This is a genomic window from Chitinophaga sp. (assembly GCF_039596135.1).
Lineage (GTDB): Bacteria > Bacteroidota > Bacteroidia > Chitinophagales > Chitinophagaceae > Chitinophaga.
The window spans coordinates 1-24,748 of sequence record NZ_JBCNKH010000008.1 but is presented as its reverse complement, the minus strand read 5'-3'; the positions used below and the strand labels follow the sequence as shown (position 1 = coordinate 24,748).

The following is a 24,748-nucleotide window of genomic DNA, read 5'->3' as shown; positions in this document are numbered from 1 at the left end:
TTAACAAATGAATGGATGGATGAAATTACAATATCACTTCCAGCCCATCGTAGGCCAGGGCCATACCGGCAGGCAGCTCCTGCGAGACTTCTGCATGTAGTCCCATCTGGTGACTGATATGCGTGAAGTATGCCTGGGGTATTTTTAATTCCTGGGCCAGGGCAATCGCTTCCTCCAGGGTGAAGTGAGATATATGTTTTTCCCTGCGCAGGGCATTTACAACCAACACGCGGGAGCCAATGATCTTTTCTTTTTCTTCGGGTGCAATGAAGTTTGCATCTGTAATATACGTGAAGTCGCCGAATCGGAAGCCTAACACCGGCATCTTGTGATGCATGACATTGATTGGCGTAAACAGCATTCCATTTACATCGAACGGTTCACTACCTATGGTGCGGAGGTTCAGCTCCGGGATACCCGGGTATTTATGCTCTGCAAAAGCATAGGCAAATTCACGCATGATGCCTTCCTGTGTAAATGGGGTTGCATAGATATCGATGGCCCGCTGCTGAAAATAATTGAAAGCCCGGATGTCGTCCATTCCGGCTATATGATCTTTGTGCGAGTGGGTCACCAATACGGCTTCCAGGTGTTTCACCTGTGCTCTCAGCATCTGGTAGCGGAAGTCTGGTGTGGTATCGATAACGATATTGCCTGCAGGTGTATCAGATATGAGAATACTACTGCGGAGACGTTTGTCATGCTTATCGGTAGAAGTACATACCCTACAGCCACAAGCTATGACGGGTACGCCCTGGGAGGTGCCTGTTCCTAAAAAAGTTACTTTCAATTCTCTGATGGTTGTTCTGGTGAAGGAGGAGTGGATTCTTCGTCGGCCGCATCAGCGGTATTCCTGTTTTCCACAATTTGCTTGTATAGCTTCAGGGATTCAGGAGTCAGCACACTTTCATCCAGTTCCATCGAGCCCAGGATATCGAGGAGCGTATTGATACGTCCTTCCAGGTTCAGGAATTTATTAACTACCACGACCTTTTTATGTTCGAGTACACAATAGCCTGAGTTGAACGTTCCTTTTTCGAAACGTAACTCATACTTAGCCTCTCCAAAGATTTTTTCGAGGCGGGTCAGGTTATTGGGTGTCACTTTGAAGTTCATGGCACAAAAATAAGATTATTTACTCACCAACCTTGCTACAGGTACGATCACCTCTTCCAGCGAAATACCACCGTGCTGGAAGGTATTGCGATAGAAGTTGACAAAGTAGTTGTAGTTGTTCGGATAGCAGAGGTAGCCATCTTCTTTGGCAAAGATGTAAGAGGAGTTTACATTGGGCTTGGGTAAGCCTGCTTCGCGGGGATCCCTGAAGGCCAGTACTTCCCTGGCGTCATAGTTCAGGTTGCGGCCGTGTTTATAACGCAGGTTGGTAGTGGTTTGCTTGTCTCCTATTACTTTTACCGGCGTCTTTACCCTTACGTTTCCATGGTCAGTAGCAATGATCAGGTTGATCTTCTTGTCTGCCACTTTGCGCAGTGCCTGGTGCAGGGGGGAATGTTCGAACCAGCTGGCGGTGATAGAACGGTAAGACGTCTCATCTCCTGCCAGTTCTTTCAGCACTTCCATTTCTGTACGTGCATGGCTGAGCATATCCACAAAGTTGTACACAATCACGTTCAGCGGGTAGGCTAGCAGGTTATGAATGTTATTCACCAGGTGCTGACCGTCGTTGTGGGTAGTCACTTTGGTGTAGGAGAACCGGGTATCTATTTTCAGGCGTTTGAGCTGATCCGCGAAGAATTCTTCTTCGTGCAGGTTCTTTCCACCCTCTTCATCGTCGTTTTTCCATTGTTGAGGAAAACGGCTTTCTATATCAACAGGTAACAGCCCTGCAAAGATCGCATTGCGGCTATATTGAGTAGAAGTAGGGAGTATACTGTAAAAAGTATCTTCGGTCACCAGCCTGAAGGAATCCAGGAAAATAGGCAGGATGGCCTTCCACTGGTCCAGGCGCAGGTTATCTATGATAATGAAGAAGTTCGGCACTTCACTGTCCAGCTGTGGCACTACTTTTTCTTTGAATACGGAGTGCGACATGACAGGGGCATCTTTCGCTTTCGGGGCTACCCAGCTGGCATAGTTGCGGGAAATGAATTTGGAAAACTCCGTATTGGCTTCGGCCTTTTGGGTATTTAGTACCTCCATCATCTCGGGGCTGTTGGTTTTGGCCATTTCCATTTCCCAGTAAACCAGCTTCTTATAGATATCCATCCACTCATTGTAGTCAGGGCCTGAGTTCAGGGCCATGAACAGGGAGCGGAAGTCCTGTTGGTAGGCGATGGTGGTTTTTTCGGCCACAAGCCTTTTATTATCAATAATTTTCTTCAGTGAGAGGAGTACCTGGTTAGGGTTTACGGGTTTGATGAGGTAGTCGGTGATCTGGGAGCCGATGGCTTCGTCCATCACATTTTCTGCCTCATTTTTGGTGATCATGACCACCGGGATCTGCTGATCTATTTCCTTGATCTTGCCCAGGGTTTCGAGTCCCGTTATACCTGGCATAGACTCATCCAGCAGCACAACATCTACCACCTGTTCCTTCAGGAATTCCAGGGCATCATATCCGTTGGTCAGGGCAGATACCTTGTATCCCTTATTTTCCAGGAACATGATTTGCGATTTCAGTGATTCTATTTCGTCATCTACCCAGAGTATATTTATTTGACTCATGCAAGTATTAGTTAGGAGTAAGATAAAAATGAATTCAGCCGGCAACTATTTAGCCAAGATACCATTCTCTACTGTCAAAAAATGTTCCCTATATGCGATATTGGTACAATAAATTGTTAAATAACAGTTGATTTGCTGTAAGTTGTCCAAATATTATCAATTTTTGCAATAAAAATAGGAAAATCGAGGGAGATATAGGGGAAGGAGGACTGAGTGGCGTCTTATACATTAGAAAAAGTTAAAGATAATAATTCCTTAACGTAGCTTTGCCCAAGCTAAAGGGTAACGGTAAAAATGGCAGAACGCAAGAGAAAAATTGTAAATGATCCGGTGTATGGCTTCATCACTATAGATCATCCGTTGATCTTTGCTTTAATTTCCCATCCTTATTACCAGCGTCTGCGCCGTATTCATCAGATGGCGCTGGCACATATGGTTTATCCGGGAGCGATGCATACCCGTTTTCATCACAGTATGGGGGCTTATCACCTGATGAGCTGTGCGCTGTCTGAGTTGAAAGGGAAAGGGATAGAAATTACAGACGAAGAAGAGATCGCCGCTAAGATGGCAATTTTGCTGCATGATATAGGTCACGGGCCTTATTCCCATGCCCTGGAAAACGGAATTATTGAAGGGGTATCTCACGAAAAAATCAGCCAGTGGCTGATGGAGGAGTTGAATAAGGAGCTGAACGGGGGCCTGAGTCTGACAATAGAAATCTTCAACGGGCGTTATCATAAAACGTTTCTTCACCAGCTGGTGTCGAGCCAGCTGGATGTAGACAGGATGGACTACCTGAATCGCGACAGCTTTTATACGGGTGTATCAGAGGGAGTAATTGGTTATGACCGTATTATAAAAATGCTGACTGTGCAACGGAATGAGCTGATGGTGGAAGAAAAGGGAATTTATTCAATTGAAAAGTTCATTGTGGCCCGGCGATTGATGTATTGGCAGGTATATCTGCATAAAACAGTACTGAGTGCAGAAAATATGCTGGTCAAAATACTAAAGCGGGCTAAAGAACTGGCACTGAAGGGAGTATCACTATATGCCTCACCGGCACTGGAGTATTTTCTGTATCATACTATTACGGCTGCCAACTTCGAACAGGAGCCAGCTTGCCTACAACAGTTTTGTCTGCTGGATGATTATGATATTTTAAGCGCGATAAAGGTATGGGCAAACCATTCGGATCCTGTCCTTTCCTTGTTATGTAAATGGTTGACAAACAGGAATTTGTTTAAATGCCTGCTCAGTAATGAGGCTTTTGATACCTCGGCCATAACTTTATTGAAAACACAGGTACAAGAAAGATATGGCATTTCTGGCCATGATCTTGATTACTTTGTCTTCACGGGAACAGCTAGTCTGAGCGCGTACAACATTAATAATGAAAGGATTAACATCCTTTTTAAAGACGGAACCGTTAAGGATATTTCGTCAATCGATAATGCACTGGTTAGTCATACACTGGCTATACCCGTAAAAAAATTCTACATTTGTCATCCAAAAATCTAAGCAACACAGGATTATGAATGATAGATTGTAGATAATGTATAACTAGATGGCTGTCAATTAAATCATAAAACTGGTACCGCCTGGATAACTATATTAATTATTAACTATGCAGTTTAGCGCATTACAATTGGCTACCATGTTGGATGGTAAGCTGGAAGGCAACCCGGACGTAAAAGTGAATAACATCGCCAAGATCGAAGAGGCTGGTGAAGGGATGCTCAGTTTCATTGCCAATCCCAAATACGAAGAATTCATCTACACGACCAATGCTTCCATACTCATTGTGAACGAAAGTCTGGTGACGGAGCGTCCTGTTAAGTCTACCCTGATCAGGGTAAAAGATGCTTATAGCGCATTCGCTCAGCTGCTGGAGCAATATAAACAGCTGGTAGGCAACAAAACTGGTATTCAACAGCCATCTTTTGTACCTGCTTCTGTAAAAACAGGTACCAATGTATTCATCGGAGCGTTTGCTTACCTGGGTGAAAATGTTGTATTGGGCAATAATGTGAAGATCTATCCGGGTGTATACCTGGGCGATAACGTAGTTGTGAGCGACGATACCGTGATATTTCCAGGTGTGAAAGTATATGAGAACTGCGTAGTGGGCAAGCGGGTGATTCTGCATGCTAACTGCGTAATCGGTGGCGACGGCTTCGGTTTTGCCCCTCAGCCTGATGGTAAATATAAGAAGGTACCTCAGATCGGTAACGTGGTGATCCACGACGATGTAGAGATCGGTGCCAATACTACCATCGACAGGGCGACTATGGGCTCAACTATCATCCGGCAGGGTGTGAAACTGGACAACCTGATCCAGATTGCACACAATGTAGATATAGATACAAATACCGTAATTGCGGCCCAGACCGGCATCTCTGGCAGTACCAAGATCGGCAAAAACTGCGTGATTGGCGGCCAGGTTGGCCTGGTAGGCCACATTCAGCTGGCAGACGGCACCAAGATCAACGCCCAGAGCGGTCTTTCCAAATCTATCACCGAGCCTAATACAGCGCTGATGGGTTCTCCTGCTTTTGACTACAAAAGTTCACTAAAAAGTCAGGCAATTTTTAGAAATTTGCCGGACCTTGAAAAACGTGTAAAAGAGCTGGAGGATATGGTAAAACAGTTACTTTCTGTAAGAGAAGGTGTTTAATATACCTGTAATTTACTACACCACAATCATTTACATCATTTCAGACCAATCTTGCGAGACAACAGAAAAATTAGTTAATAAAATATGATGGAGAATCAACAGTCGCCCAATCAACACACGATAAAAACTCCTGTCACTATATCGGGTGTAGGTTTGCACACAGGTGCCAGCGTAAATATGACCCTCAAACCTGGTATTCCCGGATCGGGTATTAAGTTCAGACGTATTGATCTGCCCAACCAACCTGTAGTAAAAGCGGATGTGGATTATGTAGTAGATACTGCCAGAAGTACCACACTGGAACACAATGGTGCAAGAGTAAATACCATCGAACATATCATGGCAGCACTGGTAGGTACCGGTGTTGACAACGTAGAAATAGATATTGATGGTCCTGAAGTGCCTATCATGGATGGCAGCGCCATGCCTTTCATCGAACTGATAGAGCAGGCTGGTGTAGCTGAACAGGATGCTAAGAAGGTATACTACACCATCGATACCAACATTACCTACTACGACGATAAAAAGAATGTGGAAATGGTAGCGCTGCCAGCATTAGACTACCGTGTCACATGTATGATCGACTTCAATTCACCGGTACTGGGTACCCAGCACGCGAACCTGAACAGCCTGGCAGACTTCAGATCAGAAATCGCGCCTTGCCGTACCTTCGTATTCCTGCATGAGCTGGAGTACCTGATCAACAATAACCTGATCAAAGGTGGAGATATCAACAATGCGATCGTAATCGTAGATAAACCTGTGAGTGAAGAGGAGCTGGCCCGTCTGGCTACCATTTTCCAGCGCAAGAATATCAGCGTGGAACAGCGTGAAGGTATCCTGAACAATATTAAGCTGCGTTTCCCTAATGAGCCTGCACGTCACAAACTGCTGGACATCATGGGCGACCTGGCACTGGTAGGTTTCCCTATCAAGGCCCATCTCATCGCCAACCGTCCGGGCCATGCTTCCAACGTGGAATTTGCCCGTCGCCTAAAACAATACATTAAGAAGAACAAGCACATTAAAGATGTGCCTGTATATGATCCTAATAAACCGGCTATATTTGACCTTCCACGTATAGAGCGGACCCTGCCACATCGTTTTCCAATGCTGCTGGTAGACAAAATCATTGATCTCACTGAAACACAGGTAGTCGGTATCAAGAATGTAACCTTCAACGAGCCCTTCTTCCAGGGTCACTTCCCGAACAATCCGGTAATGCCGGGTGTATTACAGGTAGAGGCATTGGCACAATGTGGAGGTATCCTCGCGCTGAACACAGTTCCTGATCCTGAATGCTACGATACATACTTTATCAAGATCGACAACTGTAAGTTCAAGCAAAAGGTATTCCCGGGTGACACAATGATCCTGAAGATGGAGCTGCTGAGCCCTATCAGAAGAGGTATCGTGGAAATGCGGGGAACTGTATTTGTAGGTAACAAGATCGTTACAGAGGGCGACCTGACTGCTCAAATCATTAAAACAAGAGACGCCAAAAAATAGCAATGATCCATCCGCTTACTTACATCCACCCTGACGCGAAGGTGGCCACAAACGTTAAAATTGATCCTTTTACTGTAATTCACAAGAATGTCGAGATCGGTGATGGTACCTGGATCGGGTCAAATGTCACCATCATGGAAGGGGCAAGGATTGGAAAGAACTGCCGTATCTTCCCTGGTTCCGTCATATCCGCTATACCACAGGACCTCAAATTTGACGGAGAAGAGACCACTACCATTATTGGAGATAACACTACTATCCGCGAATATGTAACCATCAACAGGGGTACTAAAGACAAATGGAAAACCGTAATTGGTTCCAACTGTCTGATTATGGCCTACAGCCATATCGCACACGACTGTGAAGTTGGTAACTACTGCGTATTTTCTAACAACACGACCCTGGCTGGTCACATCACCGTAGGCGACCATGTAGTGCTGGCAGGTATGGTGGCTGTACAGCAGTTCTGTAAGATCGGTGCACACGCTTTCGTAACCGGGGGCTCACTGGTAAGAAAAGATGTACCTCCTTATGTTAAAGCTGCCCGTGAGCCATTGTCTTATGTAGGCGTGAACTCTATCGGTTTAAAAAGAAGAGGTTTTTCACTGGAAAAGATCAACCATATCCTGGACCTTTACCGCGTGATCTTCGTGAAAGGCTACAAGCTGTCAAAAGCAGTGAGCATTATCGAAGCTGAATATCCTGCTACGGATGAAAGGGATGAAATCCTTGCATTTATCCGTGAATCTGGACGTGGTATCATGAAAGGATATACGTCTCTCTCCAGTGACGACTGAAAATAATATCTTTATGGGCAATACCATGTGTGCAAAACATGTGGTATTGCCTTTTTCATAAATAATGAGGACGAATGAAAATAACGCTGGCCCAGACAGGTAAACGCTTTAACTACGATTGGATCTTCCGTCGGGTAGACGCTACCTTTGAAGCGGGACAACGTTATGCGATTCTTGGCCCCAACGGTTCAGGTAAGTCTACCTTACTGCAGGTGATCAGCGGACATTTGTTGCACAACGAAGGCACCGTCACCTACCACAATGCTAACACCCCCTTACCATCCGATCAGTTTTTCAACTACTGCGCCATTGCAGCCCCTTACCTGGAACTGATTGAAGAATTTACCCTCGCAGAGAGCATCCATTTCCACTTACAGTTCAAACAGTTCATACCTGGTATCACCCCGCAGAAAGCTGCGGAAACAGTAGGTCTGCAATCATCCATGGGTAAACAGGTAAAGCACTTTTCTTCTGGCATGAAGCAAAGGCTGAAACTGGCGCTGGCCATCTTCTCTGACGTGCCGGTACTACTGCTGGACGAACCGTGTACCAACCTGGATGCAGCAGGTGTAAAACTCTACCAGGACCTGGTTACCACGTACGCGAGTAACCGAATGATCATTGTCAGCTCGAATGATGAGCAGGAGTATTTTATGTGTGAACAGCGTATGAATATCCTGGACTACAAATGATGTGGGGATTAGTGCTTTAATCGTATATTGAACCCCATAATACGAGATGCATATGCAAAAGACTGCCAGTAAGAAAGTAATTAACGGGTGGGCCATGTATGACTGGGCTAACTCTGTTTACAATCTGGTAATTACAACTACCTTTTTCCCTATCTACTTTACCGGTGCCACGGAAGCTGCTTTTAACAGCAAGCGCATTCCTTTCTTTGGAAAATATTTTATCAATTCTGCCCTGTATGACTACGCGATGGCAGCAGCGTTTCTGATTGCTGCAATTGCCTCTCCCATCCTGTCTTCTATTGCAGATACGAGAGGCAATAAGAAGCGTTACCTGATGCTATTCACCTGGCTGGGAGGAATCAGCTGTAGTGCATTGTACCTGTTCAATGGTGGCAATGTGGAATATGGGGTGATATTTTTTATTCTTGCCACACTTGGTTATTGTGGTGGATTGGTGTTTTATAATTCCTATCTGCCCGAAATAGCTGCAGAAGAAGATCGTGACAGGGTGAGTGCAAAAGGCTTTACCATGGGGTATATCGGGAGTGTGCTGTTGCAGCTCATTGGATTTGCACTGGTAGCTATCAAGCCATTTGGTATTACTGAAGGCCAGGCGGTGCTCATTACCTTCCTGCTGGTAGGTATATGGTGGATCGGCTTTGCCCAGATCACCTTTGCACGGCTGCCGGCTTCTAAAGGGACTATTACGGAACATAAAGCGGGTGTATTTACAGAAGGATTCTCCGAACTGCGTAAAGTGTATGCCCAGGTAAAAACAATGCCGGTGCTGAAACGCTTTCTGAGGGGCTTTTTCTTCTATAGCATGGGGGTACAGACGGTCATGATGGCAGCAACACTCTTTGGTGCGCAGGAACTGCAACTGCCTTCTACCACCCTTATCAGTGTCGTGGTAGTCATTCAGCTGGTAGCAATTGCCGGTGCTTCAGGCATGGCATGGCTCTCCGGGAAGTTTGGCAACCTGCCGGTATTGATTGGTGTTATATTCGTATGGATAGGTGTTTGTATTGGCGGTTACCGTATGCAGACGGCTACCGACTTTTATATAATGGCTACAGTAGTAGGTCTGGTAATGGGAGGTGTGCAATCCCTGAGCCGCTCTACTTATGCCAAGCTGATGCCCGAAACGGAGGATACCGCGAGTTTCTTCAGTTATTATGATGTGACCGAAAAACTTTCTATCGTGATTGGGATGATCACCTTCGGGCTCATCCATGAGCTAACCGGCAGTATGCGTAATTCTGTTATTGCCCTGGCTGCCTTCTTTTTGATTGGCCTGGCATGGCTGTTCTCCGCGCGGATAAAGCAAAAGAAACTACAATAGAAATTTCAATTGTATGAAACTATATACCGTAGACACAGGCTTTTTTAAACTGGATGGGGGTGCTATGTATGGCGTAGTACCCAAGAGTATCTGGAACAAACTGAGTCCATCAGACGAGAACAATTTATGCACCTGGGCCATGCGCTGCCTGCTCATCGAAGATGGCAAGCGCCTGATCCTGGTAGATACAGGTATTGGTGACAAGCAGGATGCGAAATGGTTTGGGCATTACCACCTGCATGGCGATGCAACCCTGGATAGCTCACTGGCTAAACTGGGTTTTCACAAGGATGATATCACTGACGTGTTCCTGACACACCTGCACTTTGACCATTGCGGCGGCTCCATTGTAAGGCAGGGTGACAAGCTCGTGCCAGCATTCAAAAATGCCACCTTCTGGAGCAACGAGGATCACTGGAACTGGGCAACCAAGCCAAACGACAGGGAGAAGGCATCTTTCCTGAAAGAAAATATCCTGCCTATGCAGGAAAGTGGTCAGCTGAAATTTGTGGAAGTAAAGGAAGGCGTGAACTTTACTGACAATATCAATATCCGGTTTGTAAACGGGCATACTGATGCACAGATGCTGCCACAAATCAGGTACAAAGACAAAACCATCCTGTATATGGCGGATCTTCTGCCCGGCGTCGGGCATATTCCACTGCCATATGTAATGGCATACGATATGTTTCCACTGACAACCCTTCAGGAGAAGAAAAGCTACCTGACTGAAGCCCTGGAGCAGCAATATGTACTGTATTTAGAACATGATCCTAAGGTAGAATGCCTGGTGCTGCAACAAACGGAGAAAGGTATCCGCGCGGGCGAAACCTTCCCGCTGTCAGCACTATAATGTATGTCATCTTGGCACGACAGGTGCCTGCTGCATACATTTTGTATTATATAGACCATGGCAACACACCTGACAATAGATAATAAATTGAAAAAGCTGATTGTTGTAGGCGACAGGGTACTGGTAAAACCACTTACCCCCAATGAACGTACAGAAAGCGGGCTATTTTTGCCTCCCGGCATGCAGGAAAAGGAAAAGGTACAATCGGGATATGTGATCAAAACAGGCCCCGGATATGCGATTCCATTGCCTTCTGAGGAGGATGACGCCTGGAAAGGGGAAGAAGAGAAAGTGAAGTATATTCCTTTGCAGGCAAAGGAAGGCGACCTGGCTATCTTCCTGCTCAACGGGTCGACAGAAGTGTCTTACCAGGGCGAAAAATATTTCATCGTACCGCAGAGCGCGATACTGATGCTGGAAAGAGAAGAAGATCTCTAAATGCTTTTTTCATAAAAATTTAATAAAGGGCTGTAAGTGATTACAGCCCTTTTTTTATCTTCAGAGAAATTTTAATACACCATGGCTGAAAAAGAAGCATTCCTGTCACAGATCCAAAGTGGATACACCTTCAAAGGCGAACGATTTAAACTGGGTTGCGCCATGCTGAATGGCGAAGTAGTGAGTGGAGCAGATGTGTTCCTGCCGCTGAAAACGATGAACAGGCATGGATTGATTGCCGGCGCCACGGGTACCGGCAAAACCAAAACCCTGCAGGTAATTGCAGAAGGGCTGAGTGATGCCAGCGTACCTGTGCTGCTCATGGACATCAAAGGTGACCTGAGTGGCGTAGCCGCTGCCGGCACCAACAGTGACAGAATCAAAGAGCGATATGAGAAAATAGGCGGCACCTGGTCTCCTTCCGGCTACCCGGTAGAACTCCTGTCTCTCAGTAATGAGAAAGGCGCACGCCTGAGAGCAACGGTGAGTGAATTTGGCCCGGTATTGCTGTCACGGATTCTGGAACTGAACGATACACAGGAAGGACTGGTGGCCATGATCTTTAAATATTGTGATGACAATAAACTGCCCCTGCTGGACCTGAAAGATTTCAAGAAAGTATTGCAGTACGTGAGTGATGAAGGTAAGGCTGAACTGGAAAAAGATTATGGAAAAATCTCTACCACTTCGGCAGGTACTGTGCTCAGAAAAGTAATTGCCCTGGAGCAACAGGGTGCTGATAAGTTCTTTGGCGAAACCTCTTTCCAGGTAGACGACCTGCTGCGCATCGGGGACGATGGCAGAGGGGTGATTTCCATTGTAAGAGTAGCAGACATCCAGGACAAACCAAAGCTGTTTTCCACATTCATGCTTAGCCTGCTGGCAGAGCTGTACGCTACCCTGCCTGAAGAAGGTGATATGGAAAAACCAAAGCTGGTGCTGTTCATAGACGAAGCTCACCTGGTATTCCAGGAAGCCAGTTCGGCACTGTTGCAGCAGATTGAAACCATTATTAAACTGATCCGTTCCAAAGGCGTTGGTATTTTCTTCTGTACACAGAACCCAATGGATGTACCCCCTTCCATCCTGGGACAACTGGGTATGAAAGTACAGCATGCACTGCGTGCATTTACCGCCAATGATCGTAAGACTATTAAACAAACAGCAGAGAACTATCCGCTGTCTGACTATTATAAAACAGATGAACTGCTCACGCAGATTGGTATTGGCGAAGCATTGTTCACCTGTCTGAATGAGAAAGGTATTCCTACGCCACTGGCAGCAACCATGCTGGTAACCCCACGCTCCCGTATGGATATACTCTCTGATGGTGAAATGGATACATTGGTTAGCAGTAGTAAGATTGCGAATAAATATAATAAGGAGATCGATAGCGAAAGTGCTTACGAGATCCTGACCGCCAAGTTGCAGGAGGCGGCAGAAAAAACAGCTGCACAGGAAACCCCGGCTTCTAATAAGAAACAAGCAGAAGAAAAGAGTGTATTGGATACTGTACTGAGCAGTCCTATTGCCAAACAAGTGGGTCGTACAGCGGCTACGATGATTACAAGGAGTTTGCTGGGTGCATTGGGATTAGGCGGCAAGAGCAGCAAAAAAAGTAGTAGCTGGTTTTAATTTAAATTCACAGATATGGAGAAAATTATCAAAGCAGGGATCTGTTCCTATGGCATGTCAGGACATATCTTTCACGCGCCGTTCATTCACACACATCCGGGGTTTACCTTCTATGCTGTAGTGGAAAGAAGTAAGCACCTTGCCAGACAGCGCTATCCTGATGTGAAAGTATATACCAGTGTAGCTGATATGATTCAGGATCCTGAACTGGATCTGATCGTGGTCAATACACCGAACTATACGCATTATGAATACACCAAAGCTGCCCTGGAAGCAGGAAAAAATGTGATCGTGGAAAAGCCTTTTACAGTGCATGCTGCTGAAGGGAAGGAGCTGGCAGCACTGGCTGCTTCAAAGGGTTTACTGTTGAGCGTGTATCATAACAGGCGCTTTGATAGTGATTTTAAGATTGTAAAACAGGTACTGAGCAGTGGTGATCTCGGCGACTTGCTGGAAGCCGAAATTCATTATGACCGCTTTCGTGAGGAGCTGAGTTATAAGAAACATAAGGAAGAGAAACTACCGGGTACCGGTGGCTTGTATGACCTGGGTTCACACCTGGTAGATCAGGCACTGATACTGTTTGGTATGCCGGATGCTATATGGGCGGATATCAGGACAATCAGGAAAGAATCACTCGTGGATGATTACTTTGAGCTGGTATTTTTTTATGAGCACCTTCGGGTCAGATTGAAATGCTCTTATATCACGAGAGAACCTATTCCTTCTTATCAGTTTCATGGACGTAAAGGATCTTTTATAAAAACGAAAGCCGACACGCAGGAGACGATGTTGCAGCAGGGATTGATGCCGGGAGCACCTGGATGGGGTGTGGAAGGGATTCATGAGTGGGGATTGCTGCATACAGAGAGAGATGGAAAGGTAGTGCGGGAGTATTTGCCTTCGCCTAAAGGAGATTACCTGGAATACTATGATGGTATTTACAATGCATTGATTGGAAAGGGCCCCAATCCGGTACCGGCGGAAGAGGCCGTGAATGTGATCAGGGTAATAGAGACCGCTTTTGAAAGTAATAATGCGAAGAAAGTAATTTCGCTTAAATAATTTTGAAAGGACGCTTTTACTTACGGTAAAAGCGTCCTTCTTCATCTCTTATAATAATTTCCTCACTGATCAGAAATTGAGTTACCTCCATTAATTCCTCTTCATTCACCTCTTTTAGCTTATTCTGAATCACATCCCATTCAGTAGGTGTATGTGTCAGCTCTGCTAATAATAACCCCGATATCGCCTTAAAATCCACGGGCGTTTTCTTCTGTTCTATACATACATCACAGATACCACAAGGCGGCGCATCCTGCTCTCCAAAATACTGTACTAATAACTGGGTACGGCATTGCTTTTGGTTCCGCACATAATCCAGCATCGCATCCAGCCTGTCCTGGTACGCTTTCATTCTCGCCTTCACCCTTTCTGTATCTATTCTTAAATGCTGAGTAGATACCCGTTGCTCTACAAAGGATAACTGGGGTACAGACTTCCTTTGTTTATAACTGATGATTCCCCGCTGATGCAGGTGCTGCAATCCCTGTATCACCTCCGGTTCTTTGAGCCGCAGTATCCGCATGAGCTGCCTTTCATATACCGGCACCGGGTTATCAAAGATGCCTTCATAGGTACGCAGCAAAGTTTGTACAAGTCCGGACAAAGCCGGCTGTGCGGCATCAAATGCAAATAATGTCTGCCTGTTAACAATGAATTCCGCCATAGATGGCATAAACACGCTCTCACTCAGCTGCAAAATACCTTCCTGTTCCAATATGCGCAGGGCGCTATATGCCACGGTTATATTCAGTTCGAATTTCTGTACAAAGTCATTGATGTCAAAGTCAAAGTATACCCCTTCTCCGCCACCTACCGGCACCTGCAAATAATTCACCAGCGCCTGGTACACTGCCCGCACCTGGTCCTGACCGGGAAATTGCAATGCGATCATCTCCTTCATTCTATCCAGCTCCGAAGAATGATAGAGCAATACTGCGTATGCTTTCTGCTCATCCCTTCCTGCTCTGCCAGCTTCCTGGTAATAAGCTTCCAGGCTTTCCGGTGCATCTGCATGTATCACTACTCTTACATCCGGCTTATCGATGCCCATTCCAAACGCATTGGTACACACCATCACCCTGATCCTACCCTGGATCCACAATTCCTGGCGGGCAGTGCGCTCTTCCCCTGTCAGCCCCGCATGATAATAACTGGCAGAAATCCCATTCTGTTCCAGCATATCCGCCAGCTCACGGGTGCCTTTCCGGTTGCGGCAATAGATGATAGCACTACCGGGTACCCGCTGTAAGATGTATAATAACTTAGGTTGCTTATCGCCTTCTTCAATGACGCTGTAGGAAAGATTGCTGCGTACAAAGCTCTTGGTAAAAACAGCCGGCCTGCGCATGTGCAGCTTTTCACAGATGTCCTTTTGTACCTGTGGGGTAGCCGATGCAGTGAGTGCCAGTACCGGCACGCCCGGAAACAGGGCTCGTATCTCTGCAATCTCCAGGTAAGCAGGTCTGAAATCATATCCCCACTGGGAAATACAGTGTGCTTCATCTATTGCCAGCAGGGATACCGGCAATCCATCACAGTATTCCAGGAACCGACGACTTTGTAAACGTTCGGGGGATACATAGAGAAACTTATACGTACCACGGCGCGCTTCTTCCAGCAGCTTCTCCACATCCTGGTAATACATGCCCGCATAAATAGCAGCTGCAGGAATATTCCGGTTGCGCAGGTTCGCCACCTGGTCCTTCATCAATGCAATGAGGGGTGTGACTACCAGGCAGAGCCCTTCTTTCATGAGCGCCGGTACCTGGAAGCAGATGGATTTTCCACCTCCGGTGGGCATCAACGCAAGGGTATCCTGCCCATTGCAGACGGACTGAATAATGTCTTCCTGCAAAGGACGGAATTGCGCATAGCCCCAGTATTTTTTCAGTATTTCTGTAGGAGTAGTCACGCTGTAAATGTAACTATATTACTCTCTTGTACCGCAGGCGCACAGAATTTGCGGCCAGTACGATATCTGACAGTGCCATGATACCCGCGCCGGATATAGGGCTCAGTACTCCGAAGGCGGCAAATGGAATAGCGATCACATTGTACAGGAATGCCCAGAAAAGATTCTGTTGTATGGTGAGGAAGGTGTGTCTGCCAAGCCCCAATGCCAGTGGCAGGGAAGACAATTTGCTATTCAATAAAATCACATTGGCACTCTGCATAGCAATATGCGTGGCATCACTCAGGGAGATACCAATTGTAGCCCTGGCCAGTGCCGGTGCATCGTTGATACCATCGCCTACCATGGCTACCGGCGCCTCTTTCATGAGACTATCAATCCGCTGTAATTTCTGTTCCGGTGTCTGGCCGGAGAATACTTCTTTAATACCTGTCAGCGCTGCCAGTTCACGACATTTACGTTCAGTATCTCCACTCAGCAGCACAGGTGTAATTCCTTTGCTTTGTAGCATAGCCACCATTTCTGCAGCATCGGGTCTTACTTCATCTATCAGGTCTATCCAGCCTGAAAGTTGGCCGTTCTTCAGCAAGTAGAGGCTATGGCTATCATCAGCAGTGATATGCTTTGCCATTTCAAAGGATCCCAGCTGCCATTCATTGCCTGCGGGGTCTTTTGCCTGCATGCCACGACCTTTGATTTCACGGATCTGTGTCAGCTTCACTTCTCCTTCCTTTTTCCAGATACTCACCAGTGAGCGGGCGATGGGGTGAGAAGAGAATTTCTCCAGGCTATAGACAGTCTGGGCAAATTCCTTTTCTGTCATACCTTCATAATAATAATTCCCCAATTGCAGTTTGCCGGTAGTAAGGGTACCGGTTTTATCCAGCACTACGTATTTAATATCTTTAAAGGCTTCCAGGGTCTGAGCGCCTTTGATGAGGATACCGTTTTTAGCTGCCCTGCCCAATCCTACCATTACAGCTGCTGGTGTAGCCAGGCCCATAGCGCATGGGCAGGCAATGACCAGTACGGCAATACTCCGCATGATAGCAGCGCCGATGGTAATATGACCAAAGATCGCCCAGCCTAAGAAGGTCAGTACCGCAATCCCTAATACCAATGGTACAAAGATGGCGCTGATCTTATCAGCCAGTTTCTGCATGGGCGGTTTATTGCCCTGCGCCTGTTTGACCAGGTCGATGATATATGAAAGAACAGTGTCTTTTCCTGTAGCGGTGATGAACATTTTGATACTACCGTCTTCCAGGATGGTACCACCGATGGCCTTATCTTTTTCTCCTTTGCGTACAGGGGTACTCTCGCCGGTGATCATAGATTCATTGATGAGGCCACTGCCCCAGAAGATAGTGCCGTCCATAGGGATCATATCACCCGTATTCACTAAAACCTTATCACCGGTACGCAGGGTCTGGTTGTCTACCACATGAATATGTTCATGATCACCGTGTTCTTCAATACGGCGGGCAGTTGTCACCTGCATTTTAGCAAGAGCAGTAATCGCAGTAGTGGTTTGTTTTACAGAACGCTCTTCCAGCAGGTTGCCCAGGAATACCAGGGTAATAATGGCGGCAGCGGTTTCATAAAACATATAATCGGGTCCCAGGTGGAGGATCGTACCTGTCAGACTGTAGCCATAGGCAGCAATGGCACCCAAAGCAATCAGCACATCCATATTCGCCATCCCATTGACGAGAGAGCGGATTGCACTCCGGCCAAAGTGCCACATACCAACCACAAATACCGGCGTAGACAGGCAAAGCTGTACCACTGGATTATGCAGCCAGGCCCAGTGTACCCACATATGTAATAACAGGGGAGCTGTAAAGATGGCGCAGAAAATAAACTTAAACGTCAATGTACGCAGGAAAGCAGCCTTGGGCTGAGGTTGGTCAGGCAATACCACCTGGTATCCCAGCTGATCGATACCTGAGAGAATATCTTTGGGATTCGTCTCAATTCCTTCCGGCAGGGTAAAACTTAATTCTTCTGTAGCAAAACTCACATTCACATCCTGCATACCTTTGTGCTGAAGGTATTTGGATACCGTCAAGGCACAACTGGTACAGTTCATTCCTTTAACTTTACAACTGATCGTTTCCATTAGTGACTGATTAACGTTACAAAGGTATCCACCCCCGATTCATGTGAATAAAATATTAATGCAACGGAGTGGCATGCCAATATGAAAGTAACAGAAAATCAATTGTTTCTGAAAGTCTTTTATTAATGCAACGCGGTATCAACCAATAGATTACGGTTATTTAATTACATTTACGGGATGGAATGGACCTTTACTATTGAGGAGCTGCCCGGGGTAGCCCAAAGTTTCTGGGCACAATATGGGGCGCCACGGATTTTTACCCTTGAGGGGGCCATGGGAGCCGGCAAAACGACTTTTGTAAAGGCGCTGTGTGCGGCTAAAGGTGTGGAGGATACGACAGCCAGTCCTACCTTTTCCATTATCAACCAGTACGCCTATCGTACAAATGACGGTGTAACACGTAATATCTATCACCTGGACCTGTATCGTCTACGTGACGAGGAAGAAGCCATAGGCGCAGGTGTAGAAGATACGCTCTACCAGGATGGAGCGATTTGTTTTGTAGAATGGCCGGACATCATCCAGGATTTATTACCTGCAGACACTATTCGATTGCAATTGACAGTCTTACCTGATCAGCGGAGGCAGCTGCGGGTTTCCTGATACAGTTGCTTGGAACAAATAATGTATCTTTGATTACAAGGAAAAATTCACCCGGATCAATTTTGAAAACTATATGGAGCAAAGGCAAAAACCTGTTGTGAGTGCTGGCTTTACATATTCACCGCTGGAAGAAACGTTGGATATTCCGCAGAAAAATTCCCGTTTATTTATAGGTATTCCAAAAGAAACGTCCTTCCAGGAAAACCGCATAGCCCTTACACCTGATGCGGTTAGTATACTGGCCAGCAATGGTCATCATATCGTGGTAGAACATAAAGCAGGCGATGGCTCTCATTTTTATGACACAGATTTTTCAGAAGCCGGCGCCGAAATATTGTACGATAAGAAAGAAGTATACAAAGCGGAGATCATTGTAAAATCAGCCCCACTCAACGATGAGGAAATAGAGCTGCTGCATCCTCACCAGATCGTGATCTCTCCCATCCACCTGGCTGCCCTGAAAATAGAGCAGGTACAGAAAATGATGGAGAAGCGGATTACCCTGCTCTCGTTCGAGAATCTCAAAGACGATGCGGGCACCTACCCTATTGTCAGGGCCATGAGCGAGATTGCCGGTGGCGCTGTTATGCTGCTGGCCAGCCAGTACCTGAGCAACAGTAACAAAGGGAAAGGTATTCTGCTAGGCGGGGTGACAGGTATCCCTCCTACCAAAGTAGTGATCATTGGCGCAGGCATCGTGGGTGAATTTGCCGCCCGCACAGCAATGGCCTTAGGATCTTCTGTAAAAGTATTCGACAACAATATCTATAAACTGAAACGCCTGCAAAACAACATCGGCGTACGTGTATTTACGTCCGTTATTCAGCCCAAAGTACTGGCAGAACAGCTGCGGAATGCTGATGTAGCAGTAGGCGCTTTGTCTTCTCAAAATGGCCGTACACCGATTGTGGTAACCGAATCTATGGTAAGCAACATGAAAGCAGGCTCTGTGATCGTAGATGTAAGTATAGACAGAGGTGGCTGCTTCGAAACGTCAGAGATTACCAGTCATGAAAATCCGGTGTTCAAGAAGTACGATGTAGTACACTATTGCGTGCCTAATATTCCATCAGGATTTGCCCGTACAGCGTCGGAAGCAATTAGTAATGTACTGATGCCATTATTGCTGGAAGCTGCGGATGATGGAGGGTTTGAGAATCTGGTGTGGATCAAGAGAGGTGTGCGGAATGGGATCTATCTCTATAAAGGAGCATTGACCAATTATCACCTGAGCGAAAAGTTCAAACTAAAATATACTGACCTGGAGCTGCTGCTGGCAGTGAAGGGATAACAAAAAAGCTGCTGCCGCGGCAGCAGCTTTTTTGCTTTATTTTAATCTAAATCCGGCGATAACCTGTAATGAATTGACCGGCATAGAAGTGCTATTCTTTGGCACAAAACCAGTAGTAGTAGAACCGCGTACCTCCAGCTGGAAACGGCTTACCTTCACACCTACCCCGCCTATAAGAGATTGCTCAAGTTTACGCAGATCGCTCATCGCTTCATAATGCTCATCCCTGCTGGCATCGTAGTAGTCATTCTTTTTTGTACTAACAACTACCGCATTGCCCATGCCAATATGCACAAACGGCTTTATAAAACTCCTGGTATAAATATATTGCACCATAATATTCAACTGTACATAACTCAACTTAAAAGTAGCCACATCTCCATCCAGCAGTCTGGACATGTCCATCTTTGCATCCGTGCTGTATGACTTGAAGAGCAGTTCATTGTACACAGAAAACTTTCTGGTAGCACCCCCAAATGGAATATCCATGAATATGCCGGCTACAGGACCTACAGAAGAACTATAATCGCCATGCAGCGGATAGCTTTCTCCTCCCTTCATCTTAAAACTATTGAACGACGGACCAGCTACTATCCCCCAATATACCGGGTTCCTTTTGTTTGATTTGACCGCTATTGTTGATCCAGGGTGTTGAGTTTGATGATAAGCCACAAATAAAGCAATCAGCTTATCATCCCGGTATTCCACTCCCTTAGCCTGTTTAGCTACTTTGCTGTCATCCCTGAACAACGTGGCCAGTTGATCCTGGTACTCTCTTTTTTCGTAAAGTTTAGATCCCTCAGGAGCAGGTACCAGGGTTTTAATATATTTCAATTCCTGAATTTCCTGTCCCGGCGCACCATACATAAAGTGTACACGCTGGTGACTATCAGTATAAGTATACAGATTATAATCGCCCACTACCAATTGCTGAATAAATACAGTAGAATCCAGCAATTCTGTTTGTGGCTGTGTCACCCTTTGTGTGGAAGAGACAATGTAAGGAGTTATATCCAGCAGTACATGCTTCGTTACGTACATGAGCTCTCCATTCGACTGCATGGTAAAACCACTGATCTGCTCCGGCGTATACTTTGTAACAGCTCCGTTTTCAGTAGTTTTGAAAAAAATCTCTTTCGGGCTGCTCGACCAGTTTTTGAAATCAACAAACCCTCTCAGGGAATCTTGTTGTGAAATAGCTACTGTTCCGGGTACGAAATTGTGCTGCGCATATGTAGTCATGGCTACCAGGCAGCAAGTAAGGGGTAAAATTATCTTCTTCATATTGGGTAAAATTGACCAGGTACATGGCCTGGCATTTATTATTATAACCTGAAACCAGCTACGATCTGTAGGGCTTTTGAAGTAATATTGGAGCTTGAATAGGATAACCAACCCGACCCTGTAGAAAACCTTGCTTCTACCTGCAGGCGGGAAGCCTTCACACCAATACCAAGTATCGCAGACTCTTCATGCTTTCTGATTCCATCTACTGCGGTTTCATGCTTTTTCGCATCCACATCATAGTAGTCATTCTTATTGGTTTTTACAACGATTGCATTCCCCATACCAACATGTATAAAAGGTCTCACAATCCCTTTCGGATAGGTATACTGTGCCATAATATTGAGCTGTGCATACCCGAATCCAAATGATACTATATCACCTGCGTAGTCATTATAAACAGGGCCAACCAACACAGAAGAGGTGCTGATAGTTTTGTATAGGAGCTCATTATAAAGTGAGAACTTACGGCTTGAGCCAGGGAAAGGAATATCTATGAATATTCCCAGCATTGGATTGACAGAAGATTTATAACTATTACCGTTAGCCATGTAAAAAGGCCCTTGCGATTTATAGCTATTGAAACCCACTCCGGCCATCACACCAAACCAAACAGGATTTCTCACTTTCTTTTTCTGTATTATTTCCTCCGCATGGGTTGGATCTTTAAATTTATTGTAAGCGAGGAAAGCTTTTACCAGGGGCTTTTCATAATACCCCAGGAACCGGTTTTGCTTCGCCAGTTGTGGATCATCCTGGAACAGGGTGTCCAGCTGCTGCTGGTAGATCTTGCGCTCATACAAACCAGATCCATCATCAGTCGCCACAATGGTTTTGATGTACACCAGTTCAGTCACCGGCCTGCCAGGTGCCTCAAAGAGGTAGTGATCACGGTGATGGACATCTGTATATGTATACAGCGGATAGCTACCTCCTACCAGTTGTTCAACAAACGCGGTAGTATCCAGGGATTCCACACTCATGGCCTGTTCTTTCAGAGTTGAGGTCTCATAGTAAGTCACATCTGCAATAAACTCCTTGCTGAGGTAAACCTTATTCTCCTGTGGGATGACAAAACCATTAATTTCAGTGGCCTTATATAAGTGGCTGGCCGACTCTTTATCCGATTTGAAATCAATTTCTCCGGGATTCGTCACCCAGTTTTTGACATTAATAAGCCCTCTCAGGGAGTCGTTTTGCCGGGTAATCACAACACCGGGTAGATAGTTTACCTGGGCAAGAACAATGCATTGACCGGCAGCCATCGCTACCAGGCATAGTAGAATCTTCTTCATGTGGGTATAAGGATTATTTACTTTTCTTAGCCAACAGTCAGCGTATATCCCATTGCCATAGCAGCCAGGATAGCGCCTCCTACCAGTATGCGATATACACCCCATACTCGGAAGCCGTATCTTTTCAATACGCCGATAAAGAACTTGATGGCCAGCAATGCCACGATAAATGCGATGACGAAACCGATTACCAGCAGCTGGAAATTGCCGGTATTACTCGCCAGTGCATCTTTGCTTTTATACAAATCGTAGCAGGTAGCTGCGAACATGGTAGGCACAGCCAGGAAAAACGAGAATTCAGCAGCAGCGTTGCGGGTCAGCTTTTGCTGCATACCACCTATAATAGAGGCAGCACTGCGGCTCACACCGGGGATCAACGCCAGGCACTGGAAAAAACCAATGCGGATAGCCCTGAAATTGCTCACTTTTTCATCTTTGTCAATGGTAGGATTCTTAAACCAGTTGTCCACAAACAATAATACGATACCTCCCAGGAACAGGCTGGCTGCTACCACAGCAGGAGACCCCATGAGGTCCTTGATCTTGTGGTGAAACAGGAAACCCAGAATCAGGGCTGGAATGGTAGCCAGTATCAGTTTAATATAAAAGGGAATGCGGTTCTTATCGAACACAAAGAATTTTTTCCAGTACAAAACTACTACAGCCAATATTGCCCCCAGCTGTATTACAATCTCAAACAATTTGGTAAACTCATCCTCTCCGATACCCAGTATTGCGCTGGTAATGACCATGTGACCGGTAGATGAAATGGGTAAAAACTCGGTTAGTCCTTCAACGATGGCAATGATGATGGCATCCAGAATGCTCATGGAAATAGCTGATTTATCCGTTTAAATAAAAAAAAAGCGATGAATTGGTATCATCGCCTGAGTTATAAAAAGTTGCAGGTATTATTGCTTTGGTTTACGCATAATAGCATAAATCTCTACCACCAGACCCAACAGGATCACGATAGGTGCCAGCGTAATACGTTGGAAGCTATACACTTCTTCTGGTTTGAAGTGGTTAGGATCGTCAGAGTAACCGCCGGTCATCAGCAGAAAGCCGATCACAGTAATCACCAGACCCGCTATCATCAACTTATAGTTATCTTTTGCGAAAACAGGACGGGAATCAACCACTGCCTTTTCTGCTTGTTTGGTTTCTTTAATCATATGATGTAGAAAATTATCAATCAATATAAATCATCCAGTTTCAGTCGCAGGTATTTCATTACCGAGCGATGCGTGCTCACCAGGGAGATAAAAATACCTATTACAATCATGCCTATAAAGAGGACTGATGTCATAAAGTAATCCCTCATCGTGCTGAGCTCAGGAAGCAACTGGTCTGCAAAATAGAGAATCCCTATCAAACCGGCAATAGCCAATATGGCACTCAGGGCCCCATTGATGATACTGCGTACATCGAAAGGCTTGGCTATAAACCACCTGGTAGCTCCTACCATCTGCATAGTCTTGATCAGGAAGCGGTTGCTGAACATGGCCAAACGTATCGTATTGTCTATCAGCACAATAACCACCAGTGCCAGCAATATAGAGATGGCCAGGATCACGAAACCTATCTTACGTACATTCTCATTCAGCTTGGATACCAGACCTCTCTGGTAAGATATTTCCCTAACAATACTTTGCTGCGCCAGATTCGCCTCGATCACTGACAGGCTGTCCGGATTTATATACCGGGCATTACCCTTTACATTGATACTGGCATACAGTGGATTATATTGCAGCAGGGTAATAAAATCTTCTCCAAACTCCTTTTTAAAGCGCTCGGCCGCCATATCTTTGGATACGTATTCGATCGATTTGACATAAGGCTTACTGGCAATGGAATCACGAAGGGCAATAGCCTGCTCTTCCTTCACGTTGTCCCTAAGGATCACCTGGATTTCAATGCTTTCTTTAAAATATTCACTAAGCTTGTTGGCATGGATTACAATAAGCCCTAAGGTTCCTAGCAGGAACAGGACAAGTGCCACTCCAATAATGGAATACAGATAAGAAGGTTTGGATTTTTTAGATGATGATTTCCCGGGTTGCTGCGCCATTAAACTACCGTTTATAGGCGAAAATAATAAAAATTAGCAGTTATGTTTACTTTTGTCGTCCTTTAACGTTATTTTAAGTCAACAGGGCGTAGCGTTACGCCCGGTTAATTCAACTATTATATGGAATATAATTTCAGGGCTATTGAGAAAAAGTGGCAGGACGCCTGGGGCAGCTCGAATGCGTACAGGGTTAGCATCAATAGCCAAAAGCCCAAGTGCTATGTACTTGATATGTTTCCTTATCCGTCAGGGGCGGGCCTCCATGTAGGCCATCCGCTGGGATACATTTCGTCTGATATCTATGCTCGTTATAAAAGACTAAAAGGCTTTAATGTGCTACATCCCATGGGCTGGGATGCCTTTGGCCTGCCAGCAGAACAGTATGCCCTGGAAACAGGTCAGCATCCTGCGGTAACTACTGCCGAAAATATTGCGGCCTTCCGTAAACAACTGGATAATATCGGGTTCTGCTTTGAC

Annotated in this window: 23 protein-coding genes; 13 read left to right on the top strand and 10 right to left on the bottom strand. The window is 45.7% G+C overall.

All coding sequences use genetic code 11. The annotated features are described in order from the left end of the window. Positions 1-25: 25 nt before the first annotated feature. The 3 genes from ABDW16_RS07920 to ABDW16_RS07910 are packed head-to-tail and all read right to left on the bottom strand — an operon-like array spanning position 26 to position 2,685. Positions 26-790, bottom strand: a complete 765-nt coding sequence (locus ABDW16_RS07920; RefSeq protein WP_343668892.1) for an MBL fold metallo-hydrolase — start codon at positions 788-790, stop codon at positions 26-28. Further along, the gene (locus ABDW16_RS07915; RefSeq protein ID WP_343668891.1) at positions 787-1,116 is read right to left on the bottom strand and encodes a hypothetical protein; all 330 of its coding nucleotides are present in this window, start codon (positions 1,114-1,116) and stop codon (positions 787-789) included. The genes ABDW16_RS07920 and ABDW16_RS07915 overlap by 4 nt, the downstream gene beginning before the upstream one ends. A gap of 15 nt (positions 1,117-1,131) precedes the next feature. Then, positions 1,132-2,685 carry a response regulator gene (locus ABDW16_RS07910; RefSeq protein WP_343668890.1) on the bottom strand — a complete coding sequence of 518 codons (1,554 nt, stop codon included), beginning with the start codon at positions 2,683-2,685 and terminating at the stop codon, positions 1,132-1,134. Positions 2,686-2,979: 294 nt separating this feature from the next. On the opposite strand from ABDW16_RS07910, the gene ABDW16_RS07905 reads away from it, so the two are divergent. The 10 genes from ABDW16_RS07905 to ABDW16_RS07860 all read left to right on the top strand — a co-directional run bounded on the left by ABDW16_RS07905 (position 2,980) and on the right by ABDW16_RS07860 (position 13,693). After that, positions 2,980-4,206, top strand: a complete 1,227-nt coding sequence (locus ABDW16_RS07905; protein ID WP_343668888.1) for an HD domain-containing protein — start codon at positions 2,980-2,982, stop codon at positions 4,204-4,206. A gap of 106 nt (positions 4,207-4,312) precedes the next feature. Beyond that, positions 4,313-5,362 (top strand): UDP-3-O-(3-hydroxymyristoyl)glucosamine N-acyltransferase, encoded by a 1,050-nt coding sequence (gene lpxD / locus ABDW16_RS07900; protein ID WP_343668887.1) that lies wholly within the window; start codon positions 4,313-4,315, stop codon positions 5,360-5,362. Between the two features lie 84 nt (positions 5,363-5,446). Further along, the gene (locus tag ABDW16_RS07895) at positions 5,447-6,871 is read left to right on the top strand and encodes a bifunctional UDP-3-O-[3-hydroxymyristoyl] N-acetylglucosamine deacetylase/3-hydroxyacyl-ACP dehydratase (RefSeq protein ID WP_343668886.1); all 1,425 of its coding nucleotides are present in this window, start codon (positions 5,447-5,449) and stop codon (positions 6,869-6,871) included. Between the two features lie 2 nt (positions 6,872-6,873). Then, on the top strand, positions 6,874-7,668 hold the full coding sequence (gene lpxA, locus ABDW16_RS07890; RefSeq protein ID WP_343668885.1) for an acyl-ACP--UDP-N-acetylglucosamine O-acyltransferase: 795 nt from the start codon (positions 6,874-6,876) through the stop codon (positions 7,666-7,668). Positions 7,669-7,742: 74 nt separating this feature from the next. After that, positions 7,743-8,360, top strand: a complete 618-nt coding sequence (locus tag ABDW16_RS07885; protein WP_343668884.1) for an ATP-binding cassette domain-containing protein — start codon at positions 7,743-7,745, stop codon at positions 8,358-8,360. A 52-nt stretch (positions 8,361-8,412) separates the two neighbouring features. Further along, a complete protein-coding gene (locus tag ABDW16_RS07880; RefSeq protein ID WP_343668883.1) occupies positions 8,413-9,702 on the top strand; it encodes an MFS transporter in 1,290 nt (429 codons plus the stop codon). 13 nt (positions 9,703-9,715) lie between these two features. Beyond that, positions 9,716-10,555 (top strand): MBL fold metallo-hydrolase, encoded by an 840-nt coding sequence (locus tag ABDW16_RS07875; protein WP_343668882.1) that lies wholly within the window; start codon positions 9,716-9,718, stop codon positions 10,553-10,555. A 57-nt stretch (positions 10,556-10,612) separates the two neighbouring features. Then, positions 10,613-10,993 carry a co-chaperone GroES family protein gene (locus ABDW16_RS07870; RefSeq protein WP_343668881.1) on the top strand — a complete coding sequence of 127 codons (381 nt, stop codon included), beginning with the start codon at positions 10,613-10,615 and terminating at the stop codon, positions 10,991-10,993. A gap of 81 nt (positions 10,994-11,074) precedes the next feature. Further along, on the top strand, positions 11,075-12,628 hold the full coding sequence (locus ABDW16_RS07865) for a helicase HerA-like domain-containing protein (RefSeq protein ID WP_343668880.1): 1,554 nt from the start codon (positions 11,075-11,077) through the stop codon (positions 12,626-12,628). 15 nt (positions 12,629-12,643) lie between these two features. Further along, complete coding sequence (locus ABDW16_RS07860) at positions 12,644-13,693, top strand: Gfo/Idh/MocA family oxidoreductase (RefSeq protein WP_343668879.1); 1,050 nt, start codon at positions 12,644-12,646, stop codon at positions 13,691-13,693. Between the two features lie 16 nt (positions 13,694-13,709). On the opposite strand, the gene ABDW16_RS07855 is transcribed toward ABDW16_RS07860, so the two are convergent. Both ABDW16_RS07855 and ABDW16_RS07850 read right to left on the bottom strand, forming a co-directional pair. Beyond that, on the bottom strand, positions 13,710-15,605 hold the full coding sequence (locus ABDW16_RS07855) for an ATP-dependent DNA helicase RecQ (protein ID WP_343668878.1): 1,896 nt from the start codon (positions 15,603-15,605) through the stop codon (positions 13,710-13,712). A 13-nt stretch (positions 15,606-15,618) separates the two neighbouring features. Next, positions 15,619-17,727 carry a cation-translocating P-type ATPase gene (locus ABDW16_RS07850; protein WP_343668876.1) on the bottom strand — a complete coding sequence of 703 codons (2,109 nt, stop codon included), beginning with the start codon at positions 17,725-17,727 and terminating at the stop codon, positions 15,619-15,621. A gap of 177 nt (positions 17,728-17,904) precedes the next feature. Here ABDW16_RS07850 and tsaE point away from each other — a divergent pair, with 177 nt between their 5' ends. Further along, positions 17,905-18,330 (top strand): tRNA (adenosine(37)-N6)-threonylcarbamoyltransferase complex ATPase subunit type 1 TsaE, encoded by a 426-nt coding sequence (gene tsaE / locus ABDW16_RS07845; protein ID WP_343668875.1) that lies wholly within the window; start codon positions 17,905-17,907, stop codon positions 18,328-18,330. 73 nt (positions 18,331-18,403) lie between these two features. Beyond that, a complete protein-coding gene (locus ABDW16_RS07840) occupies positions 18,404-19,621 on the top strand; it encodes an alanine dehydrogenase (protein WP_116853562.1) in 1,218 nt (405 codons plus the stop codon). A 36-nt stretch (positions 19,622-19,657) separates the two neighbouring features. On the opposite strand, the gene ABDW16_RS07835 is transcribed toward ABDW16_RS07840, so the two are convergent. From ABDW16_RS07835 to ABDW16_RS07815, 5 genes are all read right to left on the bottom strand, one after another. Next, on the bottom strand, positions 19,658-20,905 hold the full coding sequence (locus ABDW16_RS07835; protein ID WP_343668873.1) for an outer membrane beta-barrel protein: 1,248 nt from the start codon (positions 20,903-20,905) through the stop codon (positions 19,658-19,660). 41 nt (positions 20,906-20,946) lie between these two features. After that, entirely contained in the window at positions 20,947-22,200 is a 1,254-nt protein-coding gene (locus ABDW16_RS07830; protein WP_343668872.1) for an outer membrane beta-barrel protein, read from the bottom strand. A 26-nt stretch (positions 22,201-22,226) separates the two neighbouring features. Continuing rightward, on the bottom strand, positions 22,227-23,030 hold the full coding sequence (locus ABDW16_RS07825) for an undecaprenyl-diphosphate phosphatase (protein ID WP_343668871.1): 804 nt from the start codon (positions 23,028-23,030) through the stop codon (positions 22,227-22,229). Positions 23,031-23,111: 81 nt separating this feature from the next. Then, a complete protein-coding gene (locus tag ABDW16_RS07820) occupies positions 23,112-23,375 on the bottom strand; it encodes a DUF3098 domain-containing protein (RefSeq protein WP_343668869.1) in 264 nt (87 codons plus the stop codon). Positions 23,376-23,395: 20 nt separating this feature from the next. Then, entirely contained in the window at positions 23,396-24,271 is an 876-nt protein-coding gene (locus tag ABDW16_RS07815; RefSeq protein WP_343668868.1) for a permease-like cell division protein FtsX, read from the bottom strand. A gap of 120 nt (positions 24,272-24,391) precedes the next feature. Here ABDW16_RS07815 and ABDW16_RS07810 point away from each other — a divergent pair. Then, positions 24,392-24,748 (top strand): class I tRNA ligase family protein (locus tag ABDW16_RS07810; RefSeq protein WP_343668866.1); only part of this gene is annotated, 357 nt, incomplete at its 3' end.

Bases quoted from the DNA above. Each gene is read 5' to 3' on its own strand.
- tsaE (WP_343668875.1), top strand. From the start codon at position 17,905: ATGGAATGGACCTTTACTATTGAGGAGCTGCCCGGGGTAGCCCAAAGT.
- ABDW16_RS07895 (WP_343668886.1), top strand. From the start codon at position 5,447: ATGATGGAGAATCAACAGTCGCCCAATCAACACACGATAAAAACTCCT.
- ABDW16_RS07820 (WP_343668869.1), bottom strand. From the start codon at position 23,375: ATGATTAAAGAAACCAAACAAGCAGAAAAGGCAGTGGTTGATTCCCGT.
- ABDW16_RS07850 (WP_343668876.1), bottom strand. From the start codon at position 17,727: ATGGAAACGATCAGTTGTAAAGTTAAAGGAATGAACTGTACCAGTTGT.
- ABDW16_RS07910 (WP_343668890.1), bottom strand. From the start codon at position 2,685: ATGAGTCAAATAAATATACTCTGGGTAGATGACGAAATAGAATCACTG.
- ABDW16_RS07830 (WP_343668872.1), bottom strand. From the start codon at position 22,200: ATGAAGAAGATTCTACTATGCCTGGTAGCGATGGCTGCCGGTCAATGC.
- ABDW16_RS07865 (WP_343668880.1), top strand. From the start codon at position 11,075: ATGGCTGAAAAAGAAGCATTCCTGTCACAGATCCAAAGTGGATACACC.
- ABDW16_RS07835 (WP_343668873.1), bottom strand. From the start codon at position 20,905: ATGAAGAAGATAATTTTACCCCTTACTTGCTGCCTGGTAGCCATGACT.
- ABDW16_RS07815 (WP_343668868.1), bottom strand. From the start codon at position 24,271: ATGGCGCAGCAACCCGGGAAATCATCATCTAAAAAATCCAAACCTTCT.
- lpxD (WP_343668887.1), top strand. From the start codon at position 4,313: ATGCAGTTTAGCGCATTACAATTGGCTACCATGTTGGATGGTAAGCTG.
- ABDW16_RS07860 (WP_343668879.1), top strand. From the start codon at position 12,644: ATGGAGAAAATTATCAAAGCAGGGATCTGTTCCTATGGCATGTCAGGA.
- ABDW16_RS07825 (WP_343668871.1), bottom strand. From the start codon at position 23,030: ATGAGCATTCTGGATGCCATCATCATTGCCATCGTTGAAGGACTAACC.
- ABDW16_RS07905 (WP_343668888.1), top strand. From the start codon at position 2,980: ATGGCAGAACGCAAGAGAAAAATTGTAAATGATCCGGTGTATGGCTTC.
- ABDW16_RS07870 (WP_343668881.1), top strand. From the start codon at position 10,613: ATGGCAACACACCTGACAATAGATAATAAATTGAAAAAGCTGATTGTT.
- ABDW16_RS07915 (WP_343668891.1), bottom strand. From the start codon at position 1,116: ATGAACTTCAAAGTGACACCCAATAACCTGACCCGCCTCGAAAAAATC.
- ABDW16_RS07885 (WP_343668884.1), top strand. From the start codon at position 7,743: ATGAAAATAACGCTGGCCCAGACAGGTAAACGCTTTAACTACGATTGG.
- ABDW16_RS07840 (WP_116853562.1), top strand. From the start codon at position 18,404: ATGGAGCAAAGGCAAAAACCTGTTGTGAGTGCTGGCTTTACATATTCA.
- ABDW16_RS07880 (WP_343668883.1), top strand. From the start codon at position 8,413: ATGCAAAAGACTGCCAGTAAGAAAGTAATTAACGGGTGGGCCATGTAT.
- ABDW16_RS07875 (WP_343668882.1), top strand. From the start codon at position 9,716: ATGAAACTATATACCGTAGACACAGGCTTTTTTAAACTGGATGGGGGT.
- lpxA (WP_343668885.1), top strand. From the start codon at position 6,874: ATGATCCATCCGCTTACTTACATCCACCCTGACGCGAAGGTGGCCACA.